Genomic DNA, 18,367 nt, shown 5'->3' with positions numbered 1-18,367 from the left:
AGCGTCCCGCATCCGGTCGGTGACGGCCTGAGGCAGGTTTCCTGGCTCGCGCTTCGTCGGCTTCCTCGCCTTCCCGGGACTTGCGCCCAGTGGCATTCGAGGAGCCTCAGCGCTCACAGTTGCGGGAGCAGCCACGGCTGCGGTTCATCAAAACGACCGTTCCGTGTTCCCTTTTCTCCGGCAGATGAACACCCGCCAAAGCACCTCAAGCGAACAATAACCGCTTATCAAGGGCAGAATTTAGCGTCAATCGCGACACCCGATTTGATTTGCAGGAACCAATGCGGCACGTGAGCGTTTTCAGCAAACGCGGTTCCAAACTTGTTGTAGAAGCGCCTGCCCATGTAACTTTTGCGGCGAGATTGTCGCAAATCCGTCATTGTATCTGTCGAAAAATCTGCAAAATCATGACCGCATCGCTCCTCGGATTTTGACATAAGGGGGCGGATAAGAAATGCTAACACGAACCAATATTCAAAAATGCCTATGTCCATGAATGGGAGTGCGTCGATGTCATTTTTCAAGAGCAATGGCGAGAAAGTGCCAGCCGGTGTTGCTGCCATGGCCGAGGAGGCGCGTGCCGGTCGGGTGGATCGGCGTGAATTTCTCGCGCTTGCAAGCGCGCTAGGCGCGTCAACGGTAGCCGCTTATGGAATGCTTGGCCTTGCAGCGCCAACACATGCCCTGGCCCAGGAGCCCAAGAAGGGTGGCACGCTGCGTGTCGCTATGTTCATCAAGGATCCGAAAGATCCACGCACGGCCGACTGGTCGGAGATTGCCAACGCCATGCGTCAGACGCTCGAGCCGTTGGTGAAGTACACCCGCGAGTTTACCTTTGAAGGCAAGCTTCTCGAGAGCTGGGAAGTCAATGAGGATGCGACCGAGTACATCCTCCATGTGCGGCCGGGTGTGACCTGGAACAACGGCGACGCCTTCACCGCCGACGATGTAATCTACAACTTCAACCGTTGGTGCGATCAGACAGTGGAGGGCAACTCGATGCCGGCCCGTATGGCGTCGCTGATCGATCCCGAGACCAAAAAGGCGCGTGAAGGCGCCATCGAAAAGGTCGACGATATGACGGTGAAGCTGAATCTTTCGGCGCCCGACATCTCGATAATCCCCGGTATGTCGGATTATCCGGCTCTTATCGTACACCCGAGTTTCGATGAAACTGGTCGCGATTTCGTTGCCAACCCCATCGGCACCGGTCCCTTTGAGCTCGTATCCTATGAAGTGGGCAACCGAGTGGAGCTCAAAAAACGTGAAGACGGCAAATGGTGGGGTGGCGAAGCCTATCTCGATGGTATCGAGTTCATCGACTACGGCACGGATCCGTCTGCGACCGTCAGCGCCTTTGAATCCGGAGAAATCCACACGAACTACGAGACCACCGCCGATTTCGTCGACATTCTGGATTCACTCGGCCTGGTGAAATCAGAGGTCACCACGGCGACAACCATCGTGGCGCGCACCAATGTCGACAATGCGCCCTATGATGACGAGAAGGTGCGCCGGGCGCTGCAGCGCGCCGTCGACAACACGACCGTGCTGGCGCTTGGCTACAACAATGCCGGCGAGGTGGCCGAGAACCACCATGTCTGCCCGATCCATCCCGAATATGCGGAGTTGCCGAAGCTCGAGCGCAATCTGGACGAGGCGAAGGCGCTCATGGAAGAGGCCGGCCAGATGGACCATGAGCACGAGCTCATCACCGTGGACGAGGACTGGCACAAGAACACGGGCGACGCCATCGCCGCCCAGTTGCGCGAGGCCGGCTTCAAGGTGAAGCGTACGGTGCTGCCGGGCTCCACCTTCTGGAACGACTGGACGAAGTATCCCTTCTCCATGACCAACTGGAATATGCGCCCGCTGGGCATTCAGGTGGTGGCACTCGCCTATCGCACCGGCGAGGCGTGGAACGAATCGGCCTATTCCAACCCGGAGCTCGACAAGCTGATCGAGGAGGCGCTGGCCATTCCCGATCCCGACAATCGCCGCGAGGTGATGAAGAAAATCGAGGAGATCATCCAGGGTTCGGGCATCATCCTTCAGCCCTATTGGCGCAAGCTCTACAACCATTCCGTGGAGGCCGTGAAAAATCACGGCATGCACCAGACGTTTGAGATCGATCTGGAAAAGGTCTGGCTCGACGAGGGCTGAGACTGAACAAAAAAAGGGGGGCCAGGAGGGCCCCCTTTTGCGCAGGCGATGAACAACAACCTCCGCAAACGGGGGAAGGGGACACTGTGCTTGGGTTTATCGTAAGACGTCTGGGCGTGATGGCATTGACGATGCTGTGCCTGACACTTGTTGTTTTCTTTCTGGTCAATCTGGAGCCCAACCTCAAAAAGCTCGCGATCAGCCAGCTCGACATGCGCTCCTCTGCCGAGGAACTGGAGAGTTGGCTACAAAAGAACGGCTACCGCCAGAACTTTTTTATGCGCTATGGCCAGTGGCTGGGCGTGGTTCAGAAGCAGCCTAACATCGATCCGGAAACCGGAGTATCTTCTCCACGGTTTTCCTATTGCGATGAACCCGCAGAACCTTATTACGGTGGCATTCTGCAGGGAGATTTCGGCTGCTCGACCAAGTTCAAGGTTCCTGTAGCAAAAAAGCTTTTCCCCGCACTTGGCGCCACCGGGATCCTGATGTTCTGGGTCATGGTGGTCATGGTTCCCGTGGCACTTCTCATCGGCGTCCTTGCGGGGATGCGGGAGGGGACGCGAACGGACCGAACGCTCTCCGTCGCCTCGATCGCGACCACGGCGACCCCGGAATATGTGTCCGGCGTGATCTTCGCGGTCATCTTCGCTTCATGGCTTGGCTGGTTGAACGGCTCTGCCGCGACAGCCACGCGACAGGGCATTTCCTTCTACAATTTCACCCTGCCAGTGATGACGATGGCGATTTACGGCATCGGCTATATAGCGCGCATGACACGTGCCTCCATGGTGGAGGTCATGACGCAGCAATATATCCGCACCGCCCGCCTCAAGGGGCTGGGCTTTCGCGCCGTGGTGATGAAGCATGCGCTCCGCAATGCGCTGATCGCCCCCTTCACTGTCATCATGCTGCAGTTTCCCTGGCTTTTGACGGGCGTTGTCATCGTCGAGGTGATGTTCCGCTATCAAGGGTTTGGCTTCACGCTGGTGGAGGCGGCCAGCAACAACGACATCGACCTGCTTTTAGGCTGTTCTCTGGTGTCGGTCTTCGTCGTCCTGTCCACGCAGCTCATTTCGGATGTGGGCTATGCCTATCTCAACCCGCGCATCCGCGTGCAATAGAGAGGACACGCGATGCAGGTGGAAACTCTTGGCATTTTCGGCATCATCTTCGGCGTGCTGGCGCGCTTCTGGCCGGTGTGGATCGTGCTGGCCATCATCCTGTTCTTCAGCCTGCGCTTTCGTGAGCGGCTCGGCCTCTATGGGCAGCTGTTCGATTCAGGCGTCGGCGTTGCCGGTGTGATGATCTGCTTTTTCTGGCTGTTCACGGCAATCTTCGCCGGTACGGTCGCGCCTTTCGACCCGCTGGCGCAGTTTCCGATCATGAAGAATGTACTTCCAGGCGGTATTGAACCGGAAAGCGGCCAGGCCTTTCTGTTCGGCGGCGACCGGCTGGCGCGCGACGTGTTTTCGCGCATGGTCTACGGCAGCCAGATCGTTCTCATCATCGCGCCTGCGGCAACGCTCTTCGCGCTGATGGTGGGCACCACGCTAGGCCTGCCGGCTGGCTATTATGGCGGGCGGATCGACAGTTTCCTGTCCTTCCTGGCCAATCTGGTGCTCGCCTTTCCCGTTATCCTGCTTTTTTACCTGCTGGTGACGCCGGGCATCCGCGAAACACCCATTCCGCAATGGATGGCCGGTGTGTTCTTCATCTTCCCCATCGTGTTTTTTGTGACGCTTTTCTGGACGCGCTACAGAAGCCGCCCGCAGCTACTGGCGATCCAGCTTGCGCTGACATTGCTCATCGGTGGCTGGGCCTATGTGGGGCTCGTGTTCGATGCCGATCCGCTCGGCATCATCTCGATCAGCTCCAACCAGCTCAACATCTTCGTGGCCGTGGTGTTTGCTTCTTCCCCGGGCGTTTTCCGCATCGTTCGCGGGCTGGTGATGGACATCAAGACGCGTGACTATGTGGCAGCTGCGCAGACGCGTGGTGAAACGCCCTGGTACATCATGCTGTGGGAAGTGCTGCCCAATGCGCGCGGTCCGCTCATTGTCGATGTGTGCCTGCGCATTGGCTACACGACCATCCTTCTTGGAACGCTCGGTTATTTCGGCCTCGGTCTTGCGCCCGAAAGCCCGGACTGGGGCACGGGCATCAAGGAATCGAGCCGTCTGCTCAGGGCCTATGTTCACCCGGCGCTGCCGCCCGTATTTGCCCTCATGTCCTTCGTGCTCGGGCTGAACCTGCTTGCCGATGCGCTGCGTGAGCAGTCACTGAAGGATTGAGATGAACACTGAGAGCGACGCCATGAACGAAGCCATCAGCATCACACGCGGTCATAAGAGCGGTCAGCCCATTCTGGAGATCGAAAACCTCTCCATTTCCTTTTTCACGCGCGCCGGCGAAATCCCGGCGGTGATGGATTTTTCCTGCGAGGTCATGCCCGGCGAGGCGATGGGCATTGTGGGCGAATCCGGCTGCGGAAAGTCGACCGTTTCACTCGGCATCATGCGGGACCTGTCCAATGTCGGGCAGATCGTCGGCGGGCGCATCAGGTTCAAGGGCCGGGACATGGCCGAAATGAGCGAGGAGGAGCTGCGCCAGATCCGCGGCAACGAGATCGCCATGATCTATCAGGAGCCGATGGCGAGCCTCAACCCGGCCATGAAGATCGGCCAGCAGCTCATGGAAGTGCCGCTCATCCACGACAATGTGTCGAAGGACGAGGCGTGGTGCCGCGCGCTGGAGATGGTGGACGCGGTGCGGCTGCCCGATCCCGAACGCATGATGCGGTCTTATCCGCACCAGCTCTCCGGCGGCCAGCAGCAGCGCATCGTCATCGCTATGGCGCTACTGTCGAAGCCGGCACTGCTCCTGCTGGATGAGCCGACCACCGCGCTCGACGTGACAGTCGAGGCGGGCATCGTCGAACTGGTGAAGGGGCTCGGCAAGAAATACGGCACGTCGATGATCTTCGTGTCGCACAATCTGGGCCTTATCCTTGAAACCTGCGATCGCGTGACGGTCATGTATTCGGGCGAGGCGGTGGAGACGGGCCGCGTCGAAGACGTGTTCGACCGGATGCGCCATCCCTATACGCAAGGGCTCTTCCGCTCCATTCCGCTGCCGGGTGCCGACAAGAACGAGCGGCCCTTGATTGCCATTCCCGGCCAGTTGCCGCTGCCGCATGAGCGCCCGAAGGGCTGCAATTTCGGCCCGCGCTGCCAGCATTTCAAGGAAGGCCTGTGCGATGCCGGCGACGTGCCCATGCTGCCGGTCGAAGGGCATGCGCGGCATCACTCCCGCTGCCTGCGCTTTGATGAGATCGACTGGAGCGCGCTGCCGGAAGGCGCGATTGTGGACAAGGAGCCGGTTGAACCCGGCAAGCCGATGTTGCGCATCGAAAAACTGAAGAAATATTATCACGTCGCCGCCAACAGCATTTTCGGAGGTGGAGATACCAAGACCGTCAAGGCCAACGAGCAGATCAGCTTTGAGGCGCGGGAATCCGAAACCGTCGCGATTGTCGGCGAATCCGGTTGTGGAAAATCGACCCTCGCCAAGGTGCTTCTCGGGCTGGAAACGGCCACGGATGGCGAAGTGGTGCTGGCAAACGAGCCCATACAGTCCACAGCGGTCGAAGACCGGGATACGGGCACGGTGGCCGGCATCCAGATGGTGTTTCAAAACCCGTTCGACACGCTTAATCCAAGCCACTCCGTGGGGTCGCAGATTGTGCGCACGCTGGAGAAGTTCAACATCGGCAACACGCTGGCCGAACGCAAGCAGCGCATGCTGGAACTGCTCGATCTCGTAAAGCTCCCACGCGCCTTTGCCGAGCGTATGCCGCGCCAGCTTTCCGGCGGGCAGAAGCAGCGCATCGGTGTCGCCCGTGCCTTTGCCGGCAATGCCAAGGTGGTGGTGGCGGACGAGCCCGTCTCCGCGCTCGACGTTTCCGTGCAGGCGGCGGTGACCGAGCTTCTGATGGACATTCAGCGCAAGAACAAGACCACCATGCTGTTCATCAGCCATGATCTTTCCGTGGTGCGCTATCTGGCCGACCGGGTGGTCGTCATGTATCTCGGCCATATCGTGGAGCAGGGGACGACCGACCAGATATTCGCGCCGCCCTATCACCCCTATACGGAGGCGCTGCTCTCGGCGATCCCGATTGCCGACACGTCTGTCCGCAAGAAGCACATCGTGCTTGAAGGCGACATTCCCTCGGCAATGAACCCGCCCTCCGGTTGCCCTTTCCAGACCCGTTGCCGCTACAAGGATCAGGTGCCGGGCGACAAATGCGAGCGAGAGGTGCCGCCGTTGAAAGATCTTGGCGAGGGACATTTCAGCCTTTGCTGGCTGGACGACGAAACGCTGAAATCCATGGAGCCGGTGATCAGTTTCGATGCGCCCGGCGAAACCGCTAAGACAACCAAACCGGCGCGTCGGAAGGGTAGAGCGAAGGCGGCAGATCAGAAGCCACGGGCAAAGGGTGAAATACGACCGATCGCCGGAGGGCGAAAGCCCGCCAAAGCCTCTGTTGCTGACTTCTCAGCGGTTCCGGGTTCTTCCTCGCCGAAACGGGTCCAGGTCGAAGCGGGGGCGGGGCGTCAGGCCGCGTCCGCCCGCGTCAAGCCGGCCACCGCAAAGGCGGCAAAAGACGCGAAGCCTGTCCGCATCCGCAAGCCCGCAAAGCCCGTCGATCTGAAGCTGATTTCCGGCGTGGGGCCGAAGCTGGAGGCGCGGCTCAACGGTCTCGGCGTCTACACTTTCGCGCAGATTGCGGCCTGGAAAAAGGCCGAGCGCGACTGGGTGGATGATCATCTGAGCTTCAAGGGCCGGATCGAACGCGACGACTGGGTGAAACAGGCCAAGGCGTTGGCCAAGGGCGGTGTCGAGGAGTATGTGCGGGTTTTTGGCAAGAAGCCGCGCTGATCCCGATCCTGTCGCGCATTTTAAGCGATCTCTTTTGGATATCGTTACGACTTTGCATCACTTTGCGCGGGCCAGCCCATATGTGATGGAGAGTCGTGTGCCTGCCCGGATCGTTCCCATTTTGCTTGTCCTGCTGACCCTGGCAGGATTGTCGATCCCCCTTTCGAGCTCTGCCCATGCGCAGCGTGGTGTTGCAGCCGAGGCGACTGCCGATGTGAAGATGCGCGAAGGGCCGGGCATGCGTTATCGCGCCGTGCTTACCATCCCGCGGGGCGCCCGCGTTGCGACATTGCGCTGTACACGGCGCTATGAGTGGTGCGAGGTGGGGTATGCTGCGCGAAAAGGATGGGTCTCTGCGAGGCATCTGCGTGATACGCGTCCCCGCTATCGTGATCGCCCGATTTCCGATGTTGGTGCGTTGATCGGTTTGGAGATCTTTGATTTCGTGATGCGAGAGCTGGAGGACCGCGACCGCGACGATGCGTTTGACGAGATTGCGGGCTCTGACGGTGATCGTCGCCCGACCCCGCGTAACGCCTGTTTCTACGATCGTCCGAACTTTCAGGGCCGTCAGTATTGCGTGGGTATTGGTGAAGACGTTCGTGTCCTTGCGCCCGGGTGGCGTGGGCGCTTTGCCTCGGTCCGTGTGGGCAAGCGCAGTTCGGTGGAGATCTGTTCGCGCCCTGACCATAATGGACGTTGCAGTCTACTAACACAGGATGTCCCCCATATTCGGCAAGGTCACGTCGTCTCCTCCTTCCGAGTACTTCGCCGGCGGGCAGGGGACGAACCCGATTTCGAGTCGGTGCGACGGGCGTGCTTTTTTGAACGCGTGGAGTTTCATGGCGCGAGCATCTGTTTCGACGCAGGCGATGGGAATGCGGCACTTCCGCATGAGTGGGTGCGCCGTATCGCTTCAGTGCGCCTTGAGGGCGATGTCCAAGCGCGCATCTGCGAACGGCGCAATTTTGGCGGATGGTGCGAAACGGTTGAGCGCAGCACGCGCCGCCTTAGCGAATTCTACAATGACGATGTTCGCTCCATCGAAGTCTACTGATCCGTTCTCGACAGCGGTTCCATCAGGTGCGCCGCCCCTTGTGGCGGCAATTTTCTTCTGGATGCCGACTCATAAAAATATGACTTGGATATTCATATAATTATCAAGACGATAGCCCGCGACCGGAAATTTGACCGATTGATAAAAAATTGAAACTGCGTTAGCCTTTCCCCAATAATAAAAGGGGAATACGGAATGGCTGATGGTCTCTATGCGGACGGCATCGCCGCCGGCCGCCTTTCCGGTAAGGAGTACGACAGGAACTTCTCCGACCTGCATCCACCGCTCGACCGCCATGAGGCGGCTGTGGAGGCGGATCGCTGTTACTTCTGCTTCGATGCGCCGTGCATGACGGCGTGTCCGACATCGATCGACATACCCATGTTCATCCGCCAGATCGCCACGGACAATCCGCTGGGCTCTGCCAGGACGATCTTCGACCAGAACATTCTTGGCGGAATGTGCGCTCGTGTCTGCCCGACGGAGACGCTGTGCGAAGAAGCCTGCGTGCGCGAGGAGGCGGAGGGCAAACCGGTGCAGATCGGCCGTCTGCAACGCTTTGCCACCGACGCGGCGATGGCCGCTGGCGCACAGTTTTATGAGCGCGCCGCGCCAACCGGAAAGCGGGTTGCCATCGTCGGGGCCGGGCCGGCGGGACTTGCCTGCGCCCATCGTTTGTCCATGCACGGACATGACGTCACCATCTTCGAAGCAAGATCCAAGGCCGGCGGCCTCAACGAGTTCGGCATTGCCGCCTACAAGACACCGAACGGGTTTGCTCAGGCCGAGGTGGACTATGTGATGGCGATTGGCGGCATCACGCTTAAGGAAGGCAAGGCGCTCGGGCGTGATTTCTCGCTTGAAGATCTGAGTAGTGATTTCGACGCCGTGTTCCTGGGCATGGGGCTGGCCGGCGTCAACGCGCTCGGTGCTGAGGGTGAAGATGTTGAAGGCGTGGAGAGGGCGGTGGACTACATCGCACATCTGCGCCAGGCGCAGGATCTTGCCAGCATGCCGGTTGGTCGCCGTGTCGTCGTGATCGGCGGCGGGATGACGGCCATCGATGCTGCCGTTCAGGCAAGGCTCCTTGGCGCCGAGGAGGTGACGATCTGCTATCGCCGGGGCCAGGAACACATGAACGCATCGGAATTCGAGCAGGATCTGGCCGCCTCCAAAGGCGTTGTCATCCGGCACTGGCTGCAGCCCCGGCGCATTCTTGCGGAGAATGGCAAGGTCATCGGGATCGAACTTGAATACACGGCGCTGAAGGATGGAACGCTGTCCGGCACCGGTGACACACTGACCTTGCGTGCCGACCAGGTGTTCAAGGCCATCGGGCAGTCTTTCGAGGTCGGGGTTCTGAACGGCTCCAGCGCATCGATTGCGCTTGAGGGGCGTCGCATCAAGGTGGACGAGGAAGGGCGAACCTCCATGTCGAAGGTCTGGGCCGGGGGCGACTGCATCGCCGGCGGCGAAGATCTCACCGTTTCGGCGGTCGCGCAGGGGCGCGACGCGGCCGAGAGCATCCACCGCGCATTGGCCGGCTGAGGAGCGAGAAACCCATGGCAGACATTCGCAGCAATTTCGTTGGCATCAAGTCTCCAAATCCCTTCTGGCTCGCCTCCGCACCACCCACCGACAAGGCCTATAATGTCGAGCGCGCCTTCAAGGCGGGTTGGGGCGGTGTCGTCTGGAAGACGCTTGGCGAGGAGGGGCCTCCGGTCGTCAATGTCAATGGACCGCGCTATGGCGCGATCTGGGGCGCGGATCGCCGGCTTCTCGGTCTTAACAACATTGAGCTCATCACTGACCGCGATCTTTATCTCAACCTGCGCGAAATCAAGCAGGTGAAGAAGAACTGGCCGGATCGCGCGCTGATCGTTTCGCTCATGGTGCCGTGTGAGGAACAGGCCTGGAAGGCAATCCTTCCTTTGGTGGAGGAGACTGAAGCTGATGGCATCGAGCTCAATTTCGGCTGCCCACACGGCATGAGCGAGCGTGGCATGGGGGCTGCTGTCGGGCAGGTGCCCGAATATGTCGAGATGGTCGTGCGCTGGTGCAAGCAGACCACGCGGATGCCGGTCATCACCAAGCTGACGCCCAATATCACCGATGTGCGCCAGCCGGCCCGCGCGGCTCATGCGGGCGGTACGGATGCGGTGTCGCTCATCAACACGATCAACTCGATCACGGCGGTCGATCTCGACAGTTTCGCGCCCGAACCCACAATCGATGGCAAGGGGTCGCATGGCGGCTATTGCGGCCCTGCGGTCAAGCCCATCGCGCTCAACATGGTGGCTGAGATCGCACGCGATGCCGAGACTGCCGGTCTGCCGATTTCCGGCATTGGCGGTGTTACCACATGGCGCGATGCGGCCGAGTTTCTGGCGCTGGGAGCGGGCAATGTGCAGGTGTGCACCGCCGCCATGACCTATGGGTTCAAGATCGTCGAGGAGATGATCGAGGGGCTGGAAAACTGGATGGACGCCAAGGGGCACGCCACGCTTGATGACGTGATCGGCCGGGCGACGCCAAACGTGACCGACTGGCAGTATCTCAATCTAAACTACGTGACCAAGGCGCGGATCGATCAAGATCAGTGCATCAAATGCGGGCGCTGTCACATTGCCTGCGAAGACACTTCTCATCAGGCGATCACCGCCATGGTGAATGGCAAACGCCATTTTGAGGTGATCGAAGAGGAATGCGTTGGCTGCAATCTTTGTGTCAATGTCTGCCCGGTGGAAGGCTGTATCGACATGGTGCCGCTGGCCGCCGGCGCGCTCGACAAACGCACGGGCGAGACAGTCCAGCCCGTCTATGCCAACTGGACGACGCATCCCAACAACCCGGCTAAAGTGGCTGCGAAATAGCGAGAGCGGCGGCGGCATACTGCCGCCGTTTCCCTGTACACCCTCTTCACACGCATCCCTGCGCTAAACGCCTGCCGCCCGTCTGACCGAGCAACACGGCCATCTGTCAGGAGATGGCAGTTGGTGGTTTGGCTTCTATTGAAGATATAAAATATCCAGGATATTAAGTATCGATATTATGGAGGTCGAGATGAAACTAAGCGATGGTGTCGAGGCTTCTGTTCATTGCGCCACGCTTCTTGCGCAGCTGGATGAGGGACGAACCATGCCGGCCAGTGCGCTGGCCGAATATCACGGTCTTTCGCAAAGTTATCTTCTGAAACATCTCAAGCAGCTCACGGCGGCAGGTCTTCTGGAGTCTGTTCCCGGCCCCCATGGCGGTTATCGGTTGGCGCGCTCTGCGGATGCGGTCACGCTGCTTGACGTGGTGTTGGCGATCGAAGGTCCCAAACCTGCCTTTCGCTGCGCCGAAATTCGCCAGCGCGGGCCGGGGGCTCTGGAGCCGAAAGCCTACGCGAAACCATGCGGTATCAACGCTGCCATGCTGCGCGCCGAACAGGCTTATCGTGCCGAGCTTCGCAAGACGCGGCTCTCAGATGTGATTTCCGACTATCAGGCAAGCGCGGATCCCCGTTCGCTTGCCTTTGGTTGCGCCTTTGTCGAGCGCCATCAACGTCCATAGGGCAGTGCCCGCATTTAGAAGAGAAGGACAGGACCATGCAGGAACGTCTGAACTACATGAAAACCCAGCCCGAATTGATCGGCGCCGTGCTTGATCTGAAGAAGGCCGTGGATAAATCCGGGCTAGATCGCGGGCTGATCCATCTGGTGAACTTGCGTGCCTCGCAGATCAATGGCTGCAGCTATTGCGTCGACATGCACACGCGCGAGGCGCGGAGGGATGGCGAAAGCGAACAACGTGTGCATCTCGTCTCGGCTTGGCGGGAATCTCCCCTGTTTACGAATCGGGAGCGCGCGGCCCTCGGGTGGACCGAACGCCTCACAAAGATTTCCGAAGGCCCGGTGGAGGATGGGGACTACGAAAACATGCTTGAGCATTTCTCTGAAACGGAACTGGTCCAGCTCGCGGTTCTGGTCGGGCTGATCAACGTCTGGAACCGGATCGCGATCCCGTTCCGCTCCGTACATCCTGTGGTTCCGGATAGCGCGCGGAACGCGGCGTAGGGAGACTGGCCATTTCATCTGCAATCGATTGGAGTGGATGATGTTTGAAACAGTACCCACGTTCATTCCTGTTCTGGGGCGTTTGCTTCTTGGTGGAGCCTTCGTCTTCGCGGGATTGCGCAATCTTGGCAGTATGTCCTTTCTGACGGGTGCGCTGTCAGCGCGCGGGGTGCCCCTGGCTTCAATGGTGCTGATAACCGGTATAGCGATCCAGTGTGTGGCCGGGCTCTTGCTGATGATCGGTCTGTATTCTGCATTTGCGGCTTTGGGATTGATTGTATTCCTAATCGTCGCAACCCTGATCTTTCACAATTTCTGGGATTATCAGGGCGAGGAGCGGGTCGCACACCTCAATGGTGTGATCACCAACACCGCTCTTGCCGGGAGCTTTCTGCTCGTCGTCGCGTACGGATGATCCAAGCCTCGGAAGTTTACGGAAGAGCCCGGAAACCGGTTTCGGTTTCCGGGCCTTTTCTTTAAATCTCGAGGGAGAAAGGGAGGCGGGTTTGACCGACACTGTGGACACCAAGGCGGCGCGCCGCGCTGCACATCGCTCAAGCGCGACCGGTATTCAGAAGAAGCTTGGGCATCTTGCCATGCTCGGCTTCGCAACATTGGTGGCCGGCTCTTTTTCGCTAGGGTCCTTGGCTGCGCCGCATATTGGCCCGGTGGCCCTCAATGCGGCGCGTTTCCTGATCGGGATTGTCTTCATGGGCGTGATGGTGCGGCTTGTCCTGCGCCAGCCGCTGCCTCTCCCCAAAGCCCCATGGCGCTTTCTGGTGCTGGGCGGGCTGATGGCATTCTATTTCGTCACAATGTTCATGGCGCTTGGCATGACAAGCCCGGTGTCGACCGGGGCGGTGTTCACGTTGATGCCACTGCTCAGCGCCTTTTTCGGGTTTCTCATTCTCCGACAGGTGCCGCGCGGGCTTGTCATACCAAGTCTCGTTCTGGCGGGTCTGGGCTCGGTCTGGGTCATTTTCGACGGGAATCTGGAGGCCATGCGTCGCTTCGATCTGGGCAAGGGAGAGTTGATCTTCTTCGCCGGTGTGGTTGCGCACGCCGCCTATGCCTCATTGGTGCGGCTTTACAACCGTGGTGAATCCATCATCGCATTTACGTTCTGGACGCTTCTGGCAACCGGTTTTCTGATAGCAATGTATGGCGTACCGGAGATCGCTGCGACTGAATGGAGTGCATTGCCGTCGATTACCTGGATCGCGATCTTTTATCTCGCGATTTTCACGACGGCGGGCACCTTTTTCCTGCTCCAGTTCGCCGCTCTGCGTCTGCCGGCCTCAAAAGTTCTGGCTTATAACTATCTGACGCCGACGCTGATCATCGTGTTCGAGGGGTTGCTTGGTCATGGCTGGGCCAGCCTTTCGGTGATCGCAGGCGCGGTTCTCACCATCTTCGGATTGATCATTCTGGCATTGTCGCCCGAAAGGTGAACCTATCCGACAAACCGGCGCTGGAAGGTGTCGGCGTTCCTGAGCGACGGCAGGCCTGTCTGATCAAGCCAGCGTTCACTGGGCTCGACAAGCCGGCGATAGATCTCGTGAACCAGGCTCCTCGCCTTTTCTCCAGGCCAGTCCTTTGGCAGGAGAGCCATTGGCAGGCCGGGATCGCGCAGAACGATTCGTCGCCAATCATGGATGAGCAGGGTTCGTGCGGCCATCGCGTCGACGGGGTTTGGAAACGGGGTATCAGTAAGCCCCTCAGCCAGGGGCGCGTATTCGGCGACCAATTCGCGATAGGCACCAGCAATCTCGTCTGAGGGCCAGAGGTTTCGCAGCATTTCGGGGTGCTCGGCGCTGGAGCCATGGATCACCAGCATCTCGCTCAAAGGAGCGTCGCCGGTTGCTGTGCTGTCGGGTGGCTCTACGGTGCGTGGAAGGAGATAGATTCCATCGGCGATCTTGAGAAACCCGCCGTCCTTTAGAGTGCAATCATGCACGCCGTTGCTGCCGGGTGCGGCGATGGCAACGGTCCACGAACCATCCCAGGCCGGCGGTCCGGCCGCATAGATACGACGGGTTGCGAGGTCAAAGGCGTGCTGACCGTGCTTGTCGAGGGAAAAAAATGAATTGCGACCGCGCCGCTCGCGCACCACCCAGCCGTCGCTGGCGAGACGCGACATCGCTGTGCGCAGTGCTCCTGCTTCGACGCCAAGCCGCGCCATGACCTCTTGAAGCCCCGCTAGTGGCGCTTCGCCTCCTCGGGGCACTATCGCGTCGCCAAACAGCGTGATGACCAAGGACCACACACGAACACGCCCTCGTCGATGCAGACGATCAATCAGGCCTGCAAGGGCGGTTTCGGCAGGTTCCGCTGGTACATCCATCCACTTCAAATGCCACGAGAGCGCGGGGCTAGCAAGACTGTCAGGGGAGCTCCTTCACACCGCTCACAAGCAGATGGGTTGCGAGCTTTGCATAATCCTGCCGTGAAATCCCGCGATCCTCGCGAAACCACATATAGAACCAGTTGAGCATGCCGAACAGGCTCATCGTAACGGGTTTCAATAGGGGTTTGTTGTCGAAGGCCGAGGGATTCGACTGACGTACCGCCTCGGCAAAGATCGCCACCAATTGTCGTTCCAGAGCCTTCAGCTGTTCCTGTTGCGCCTCGGGGAGAAGCTGAAGGCCGGAGAGCTGAACGCGGTGTTCGTTGTCGGCGTCGCGATAGGCTTCGAGCAAGGCCGTGACCAGCCGTTCGAGTCGTGCACGAGGCTCGGCCTCCGGATCATTCGCCTCTTCCACCGCCTCTACCAGCTCCTGAAGATGAGTCTCGATGATGTCGAAGAGCAGCGCTTCCTTGGAGGCGTAGTAGTGATAGAGCAGCGCTTTGGAGACACCCAGTTCTGTTGCAAGTTGGTTCATCGAGGCGCGGTCATAGCCATCACGCGCGAAAATGCGCGCCGCGCCATGCAGCATGGCGTCGCGCTTGTCGTCATAATCTTTGGCGCGTGTGCGGGCCATCAGTTTCCTTCGAAATCGGGATGCTTGGAAATGTCGGGCGAGATCACTGTTTCACCCGTTTGTCGATGATGCGCACGGCCTTGCCCTGGCTGCGGGCCACGCTGCCGGGATCGGACGCGTGGACACGCACCGTCACGCCGACAATATCCTTGATGCGCTCGCCGAGCTGGCGGCAAACGGAAAGGCGCACATCTTCGCCCGTCTCAGGCGAGGCCATTTCCACATGGATCGTCATGGCGTCCATGCGGCCTTCCTGCGTGAGCTCGATCTGGAAATGGGGCGCAAGGCCCTTCACGGTCAGAATCTGTTCCTCGATCTGGGTCGGGAAGACGTTCACCCCGCGCAGGATCATCATGTCGTCTGAGCGCCCGGTGATCTTTTCCATTCGGCGCATGGATCGCGCGGTGCCCGGAAGAAGCCGCGTCAGGTCGCGGGTGCGGTAGCGCACGATGGGAAAGGCTTCCTTGGTGAGCGAGGTGAAGACGAGTTCGCCCATTTCGCCGTCCGGCAGCACTTCGCCGGTCTCCGGGTTGATGATTTCGGGATAGAAGTGATCCTCCCAGATGTGCAGTCCGTCCTTGGTCTCCACGCATTCATTGGCAACGCCCGGTCCCATCACTTCCGACAGGCCGTAAATGTCGACCGCATGCATGTCGAATGCGTCTTCGATCTCGGCGCGCATGGCGTTGGTCCAGGGCTCGGCACCAAAGATTCCCACCTGCAGCGGGCTCTTGCGCGGGTCGAGACCCTTCGCCCGGTATTCGTCCAGGATCGAGAGCATGTAGGAGGGGGTGACCATGATGGTCTGCGCCTGAAAATCCTCGATCAGCGTGACCTGGCGTGCCGTCATGCCGCCGGAAGCGGGCACCACGGTGGCTCCAAGCCGTTCCGCGCCATAATGCGCGCCAAGCCCGCCGGTGAAGAGCCCATAGCCATAAGCCACATGCACGACATCACCGGGGCGTGTGCCAGACGCGCGGATCGAGCGCGCCATGACCTCCGCCCAGGTGTCGATGTCCTTTTCCGTGTATCCCACCACGGTCGGCTTGCCGGTGGTTCCGGAAGAAGCGTGAATACGCACCACTTTCTCGCGCGGCACGGCAAACATGCCGAAGGGATAGTTGTCGCGCAGGTCCGTTTTTACGGTGAAGGGGAATTTCGAGAGATCGGAGAGCTCTTTCAGGTCGTCGGGGTGAACGCCGGCAGCATCGAAACTCTTCCTGTAGTGCGGCACATTCTCATAGGCATGGTTCAACGACCATTTGAGACGTACCAGCTGCAACGCCTGGATTTCATCGCGCGAGGCGATTTCAATGGGATCCAGCTCTTCTTTTCTTGGGGTCAGGTCTTTCATGTGTCTCTCCCGAAGCTCTCAGGCCTCCTCCTCGAAATGTTTGCCGCTGATCACGCGAGAATTGCCACGGAATTCCGCGATCAGCTTGCCGTCCTGATTTTCGACCCGCACGTCATAAATCCCGGAGCGGCCGAACCGCGCAACCTCCCTCGCGACTGCTTTCAGCCGGTCGCCGAGCGCGGCGGGCGCGATGAAGGTGATGGAATTGTGCTGTGCGACAACGATCTGATTGTAGGAGTTGCAGGCAAAGGCGAAGGCCGAATCCGCCAGCGTAAAGATGTAGCCACCATGGCAAATGTCGTGCCCGTTGGTGTGGTGTTTCTCCACCGTCATGGAGAGGGTCGCGCTGCCCGGGGCCACCGCATCGAGGCTGCATCCCAGCCATTTGGACGCATCGTCGCGCGCCCACATCGCCTGCGCGCTACGCTCTGCGATCTCCTGTGGAGACAGTTGCATTTGTGACATTTAGGCTCCTCCCGAGGCCATCAATGCAATCAGACTTGCATAAACCGACCGGTCGGTCAATAATACTGTTGTGAGGAGGCGGTGGCGCCGCTTCCGGGAGGATAGCATGACGAAAACGGCACAGATCGCTGTGGCGGAAAGCCAGAAACTGGCGCAAGAGTTCGAATTGACGGCACTGCCATCGGATTTCGTGAATGACCCGTTTCCGGCCTATCACGCGCTTCTGGAGCATGCACCCTTGAAGCGCTTTTCCGATGGGTCCGTTATGCTGTCGCGCTATGCCGATCTCGATCGCGTCTACCGCGACACGAAAACCTTCTCCTCCGACAAGAAGGCGGAGTTCCGGCCGAAATTCGGCGACACACCGCTCTATGAACATCATACGACAAGCCTCGTCTTCAATGATCCGCCGCTCCACACGCGGGTGCGCAAGATCATGATGGGGGCGCTGACGCCGCGCGCGCTGGCAGCCCTTGAGCCGGGCCTGATCACGCTGGTCGACGGCCTGCTCGACCGTATGGAAGAGAAGGGCGAGGTCGATCTGATCGAGGATTTTGCCGCGGCGATTCCGGTCGAGGTGATCGGCAATCTGTTCGATATTCCCCATGAGGAACGCGAGCCGCTGCGCGACTGGTCGCTCGCCATTCTCGGGGCGCTGGAACCGGTTCTCAGCGATGAGCAACTCAGATGGGGCAACACCTCCGTCACCGATTTCAAGGCCTATCTCAAGGACATCGCCGATGATCGCCGACGCAATCCCGGCGATCCGGCGACCGACGTTCTGACCCGTTTCATCAACGGCAATGATGGGGAAGAGCTCTCCGAGGTGGAGCTTTTGCAGAACTGCATCTTCATCCTCAATGCCGGTCACGAGACCACCACGAACCTGATCGGCAACGCCCTTTATGAGCTGTTGCAATGGCCCGAAGAGAAAGCGCGGCTTGAAGCGGACCCGGACCTGATCGCAACGGCTGTCGATGAGTTCTTACGCTTCCAGAGCCCCAATCAGCTTGGCAACCGCATGGCGGTGGAGCCGGTGGAGTTTTATGGCGAAACCGTGGAGCCTGGCACACCGATCCATTTGTGCATTGGTGCTGCCAACCGCGACCCACGCCAGTTCGCCGAGCCGGACCGGCTCGATGTGGGGCGCAAGCCGAACAAGCATCTGGCCTTTGCCGGCGGCCCTCATCTGTGCGCGGGCTTCTCGCTTGCGCGCATGGAAGGACGCATCGGCATTTCGCATTTTCTCAAACGTTTTCCCGATTACCGGCTGACCGGCGAACCCGAACGCACCGGACGTGTGCGCTTCCGCGGCTTCTCCTGGCTGCCGGCGCGGGTGCGCTGA

At 59.7% G+C, this 18,367-nt stretch carries 15 protein-coding genes, 1 pseudogene and 1 riboswitch; of the genes and pseudogenes, 12 read left to right on the top strand and 4 right to left on the bottom strand.

Features of this window, described 5'->3' with window-relative positions:
• Nucleotides 1–14: 14 nt before the first annotated feature.
• Nucleotides 15–223, bottom strand: a riboswitch (cobalamin riboswitch).
• Between the two features lie 287 nt (nt 224–510).
• From KW403_RS02205 to KW403_RS02155, 11 genes and pseudogenes are all read left to right on the top strand, one after another.
• Entirely contained in the window at nt 511–2,163 is a 1,653-nt protein-coding gene (locus KW403_RS02205; RefSeq protein ID WP_223021143.1) for an ABC transporter substrate-binding protein, read from the top strand.
• Between the two features lie 86 nt (nt 2,164–2,249).
• Nucleotides 2,250–3,287 carry an ABC transporter permease gene (locus KW403_RS02200; RefSeq protein ID WP_223021142.1) on the top strand — a complete coding sequence of 346 codons (1,038 nt, stop codon included), beginning with the start codon at nt 2,250–2,252 and terminating at the stop codon, nt 3,285–3,287.
• A gap of 12 nt (nt 3,288–3,299) precedes the next feature.
• On the top strand, nt 3,300–4,457 hold the full coding sequence (locus KW403_RS02195) for an ABC transporter permease (RefSeq protein WP_223021141.1): 1,158 nt from the start codon (nt 3,300–3,302) through the stop codon (nt 4,455–4,457).
• Nucleotides 4,458–4,479: 22 nt separating this feature from the next.
• Nucleotides 4,480–6,579 (top strand): annotated as a pseudogene (locus KW403_RS02190) (dipeptide ABC transporter ATP-binding protein); the annotation flags it as partial.
• A 625-nt stretch (nt 6,580–7,204) separates the two neighbouring features.
• The gene (locus tag KW403_RS02185) at nt 7,205–8,164 is read left to right on the top strand and encodes a peptidase inhibitor family I36 protein (protein ID WP_246637861.1); all 960 of its coding nucleotides are present in this window, start codon (nt 7,205–7,207) and stop codon (nt 8,162–8,164) included.
• Nucleotides 8,165–8,359: 195 nt separating this feature from the next.
• A complete protein-coding gene (locus KW403_RS02180) occupies nt 8,360–9,712 on the top strand; it encodes an NAD(P)-dependent oxidoreductase (RefSeq protein WP_223021139.1) in 1,353 nt (450 codons plus the stop codon).
• 14 nt (nt 9,713–9,726) lie between these two features.
• Nucleotides 9,727–11,037, top strand: coding sequence for an NAD-dependent dihydropyrimidine dehydrogenase subunit PreA (preA, locus tag KW403_RS02175; protein ID WP_223021138.1), 1,311 nt, complete (start codon nt 9,727–9,729; stop codon nt 11,035–11,037).
• A gap of 190 nt (nt 11,038–11,227) precedes the next feature.
• The gene (locus tag KW403_RS02170) at nt 11,228–11,719 is read left to right on the top strand and encodes an RrF2 family transcriptional regulator (protein ID WP_223021137.1); all 492 of its coding nucleotides are present in this window, start codon (nt 11,228–11,230) and stop codon (nt 11,717–11,719) included.
• Nucleotides 11,720–11,754: 35 nt separating this feature from the next.
• Nucleotides 11,755–12,222: a carboxymuconolactone decarboxylase family protein gene (locus tag KW403_RS02165; RefSeq protein ID WP_223021136.1), complete on the top strand. Its 468-nt coding sequence runs from the start codon at nt 11,755–11,757 to the stop codon at nt 12,220–12,222.
• Nucleotides 12,223–12,262: 40 nt separating this feature from the next.
• Nucleotides 12,263–12,637: a DoxX family protein gene (locus KW403_RS02160; protein WP_223021135.1), complete on the top strand. Its 375-nt coding sequence runs from the start codon at nt 12,263–12,265 to the stop codon at nt 12,635–12,637.
• 91 nt (nt 12,638–12,728) lie between these two features.
• Entirely contained in the window at nt 12,729–13,673 is a 945-nt protein-coding gene (locus tag KW403_RS02155) for a DMT family transporter (RefSeq protein WP_246637860.1), read from the top strand.
• A gap of 2 nt (nt 13,674–13,675) precedes the next feature.
• Here the strand turns inward: KW403_RS02155 and KW403_RS02150 are convergent, their stop codons facing one another.
• The 4 genes from KW403_RS02150 to paaI are packed head-to-tail and all read right to left on the bottom strand — an operon-like array spanning nt 13,676 to nt 17,013.
• Entirely contained in the window at nt 13,676–14,566 is an 891-nt protein-coding gene (locus tag KW403_RS02150; protein ID WP_223021134.1) for a PaaX family transcriptional regulator, read from the bottom strand.
• Nucleotides 14,567–14,606: 40 nt separating this feature from the next.
• On the bottom strand, nt 14,607–15,203 hold the full coding sequence (locus KW403_RS02145) for a TetR/AcrR family transcriptional regulator (RefSeq protein ID WP_223021133.1): 597 nt from the start codon (nt 15,201–15,203) through the stop codon (nt 14,607–14,609).
• A gap of 43 nt (nt 15,204–15,246) precedes the next feature.
• On the bottom strand, nt 15,247–16,557 hold the full coding sequence (paaK, locus tag KW403_RS02140) for a phenylacetate--CoA ligase PaaK (RefSeq protein WP_223021132.1): 1,311 nt from the start codon (nt 16,555–16,557) through the stop codon (nt 15,247–15,249).
• 18 nt (nt 16,558–16,575) lie between these two features.
• Nucleotides 16,576–17,013 carry a hydroxyphenylacetyl-CoA thioesterase PaaI gene (gene paaI, locus KW403_RS02135; RefSeq protein ID WP_223022407.1) on the bottom strand — a complete coding sequence of 146 codons (438 nt, stop codon included), beginning with the start codon at nt 17,011–17,013 and terminating at the stop codon, nt 16,576–16,578.
• 115 nt (nt 17,014–17,128) lie between these two features.
• Here paaI and KW403_RS02130 point away from each other — a divergent pair, with 115 nt between their 5' ends.
• Nucleotides 17,129–18,367 (top strand): cytochrome P450, encoded by a 1,239-nt coding sequence (locus KW403_RS02130; RefSeq protein WP_223021131.1) that lies wholly within the window; start codon nt 17,129–17,131, stop codon nt 18,365–18,367.

This window comes from Nitratireductor kimnyeongensis (assembly GCF_019891395.1).
GTDB lineage: Bacteria > Pseudomonadota > Alphaproteobacteria > Rhizobiales > Rhizobiaceae > Nitratireductor > Nitratireductor kimnyeongensis.
This window is presented reverse-complemented; position numbering and strand designations above follow the sequence as displayed.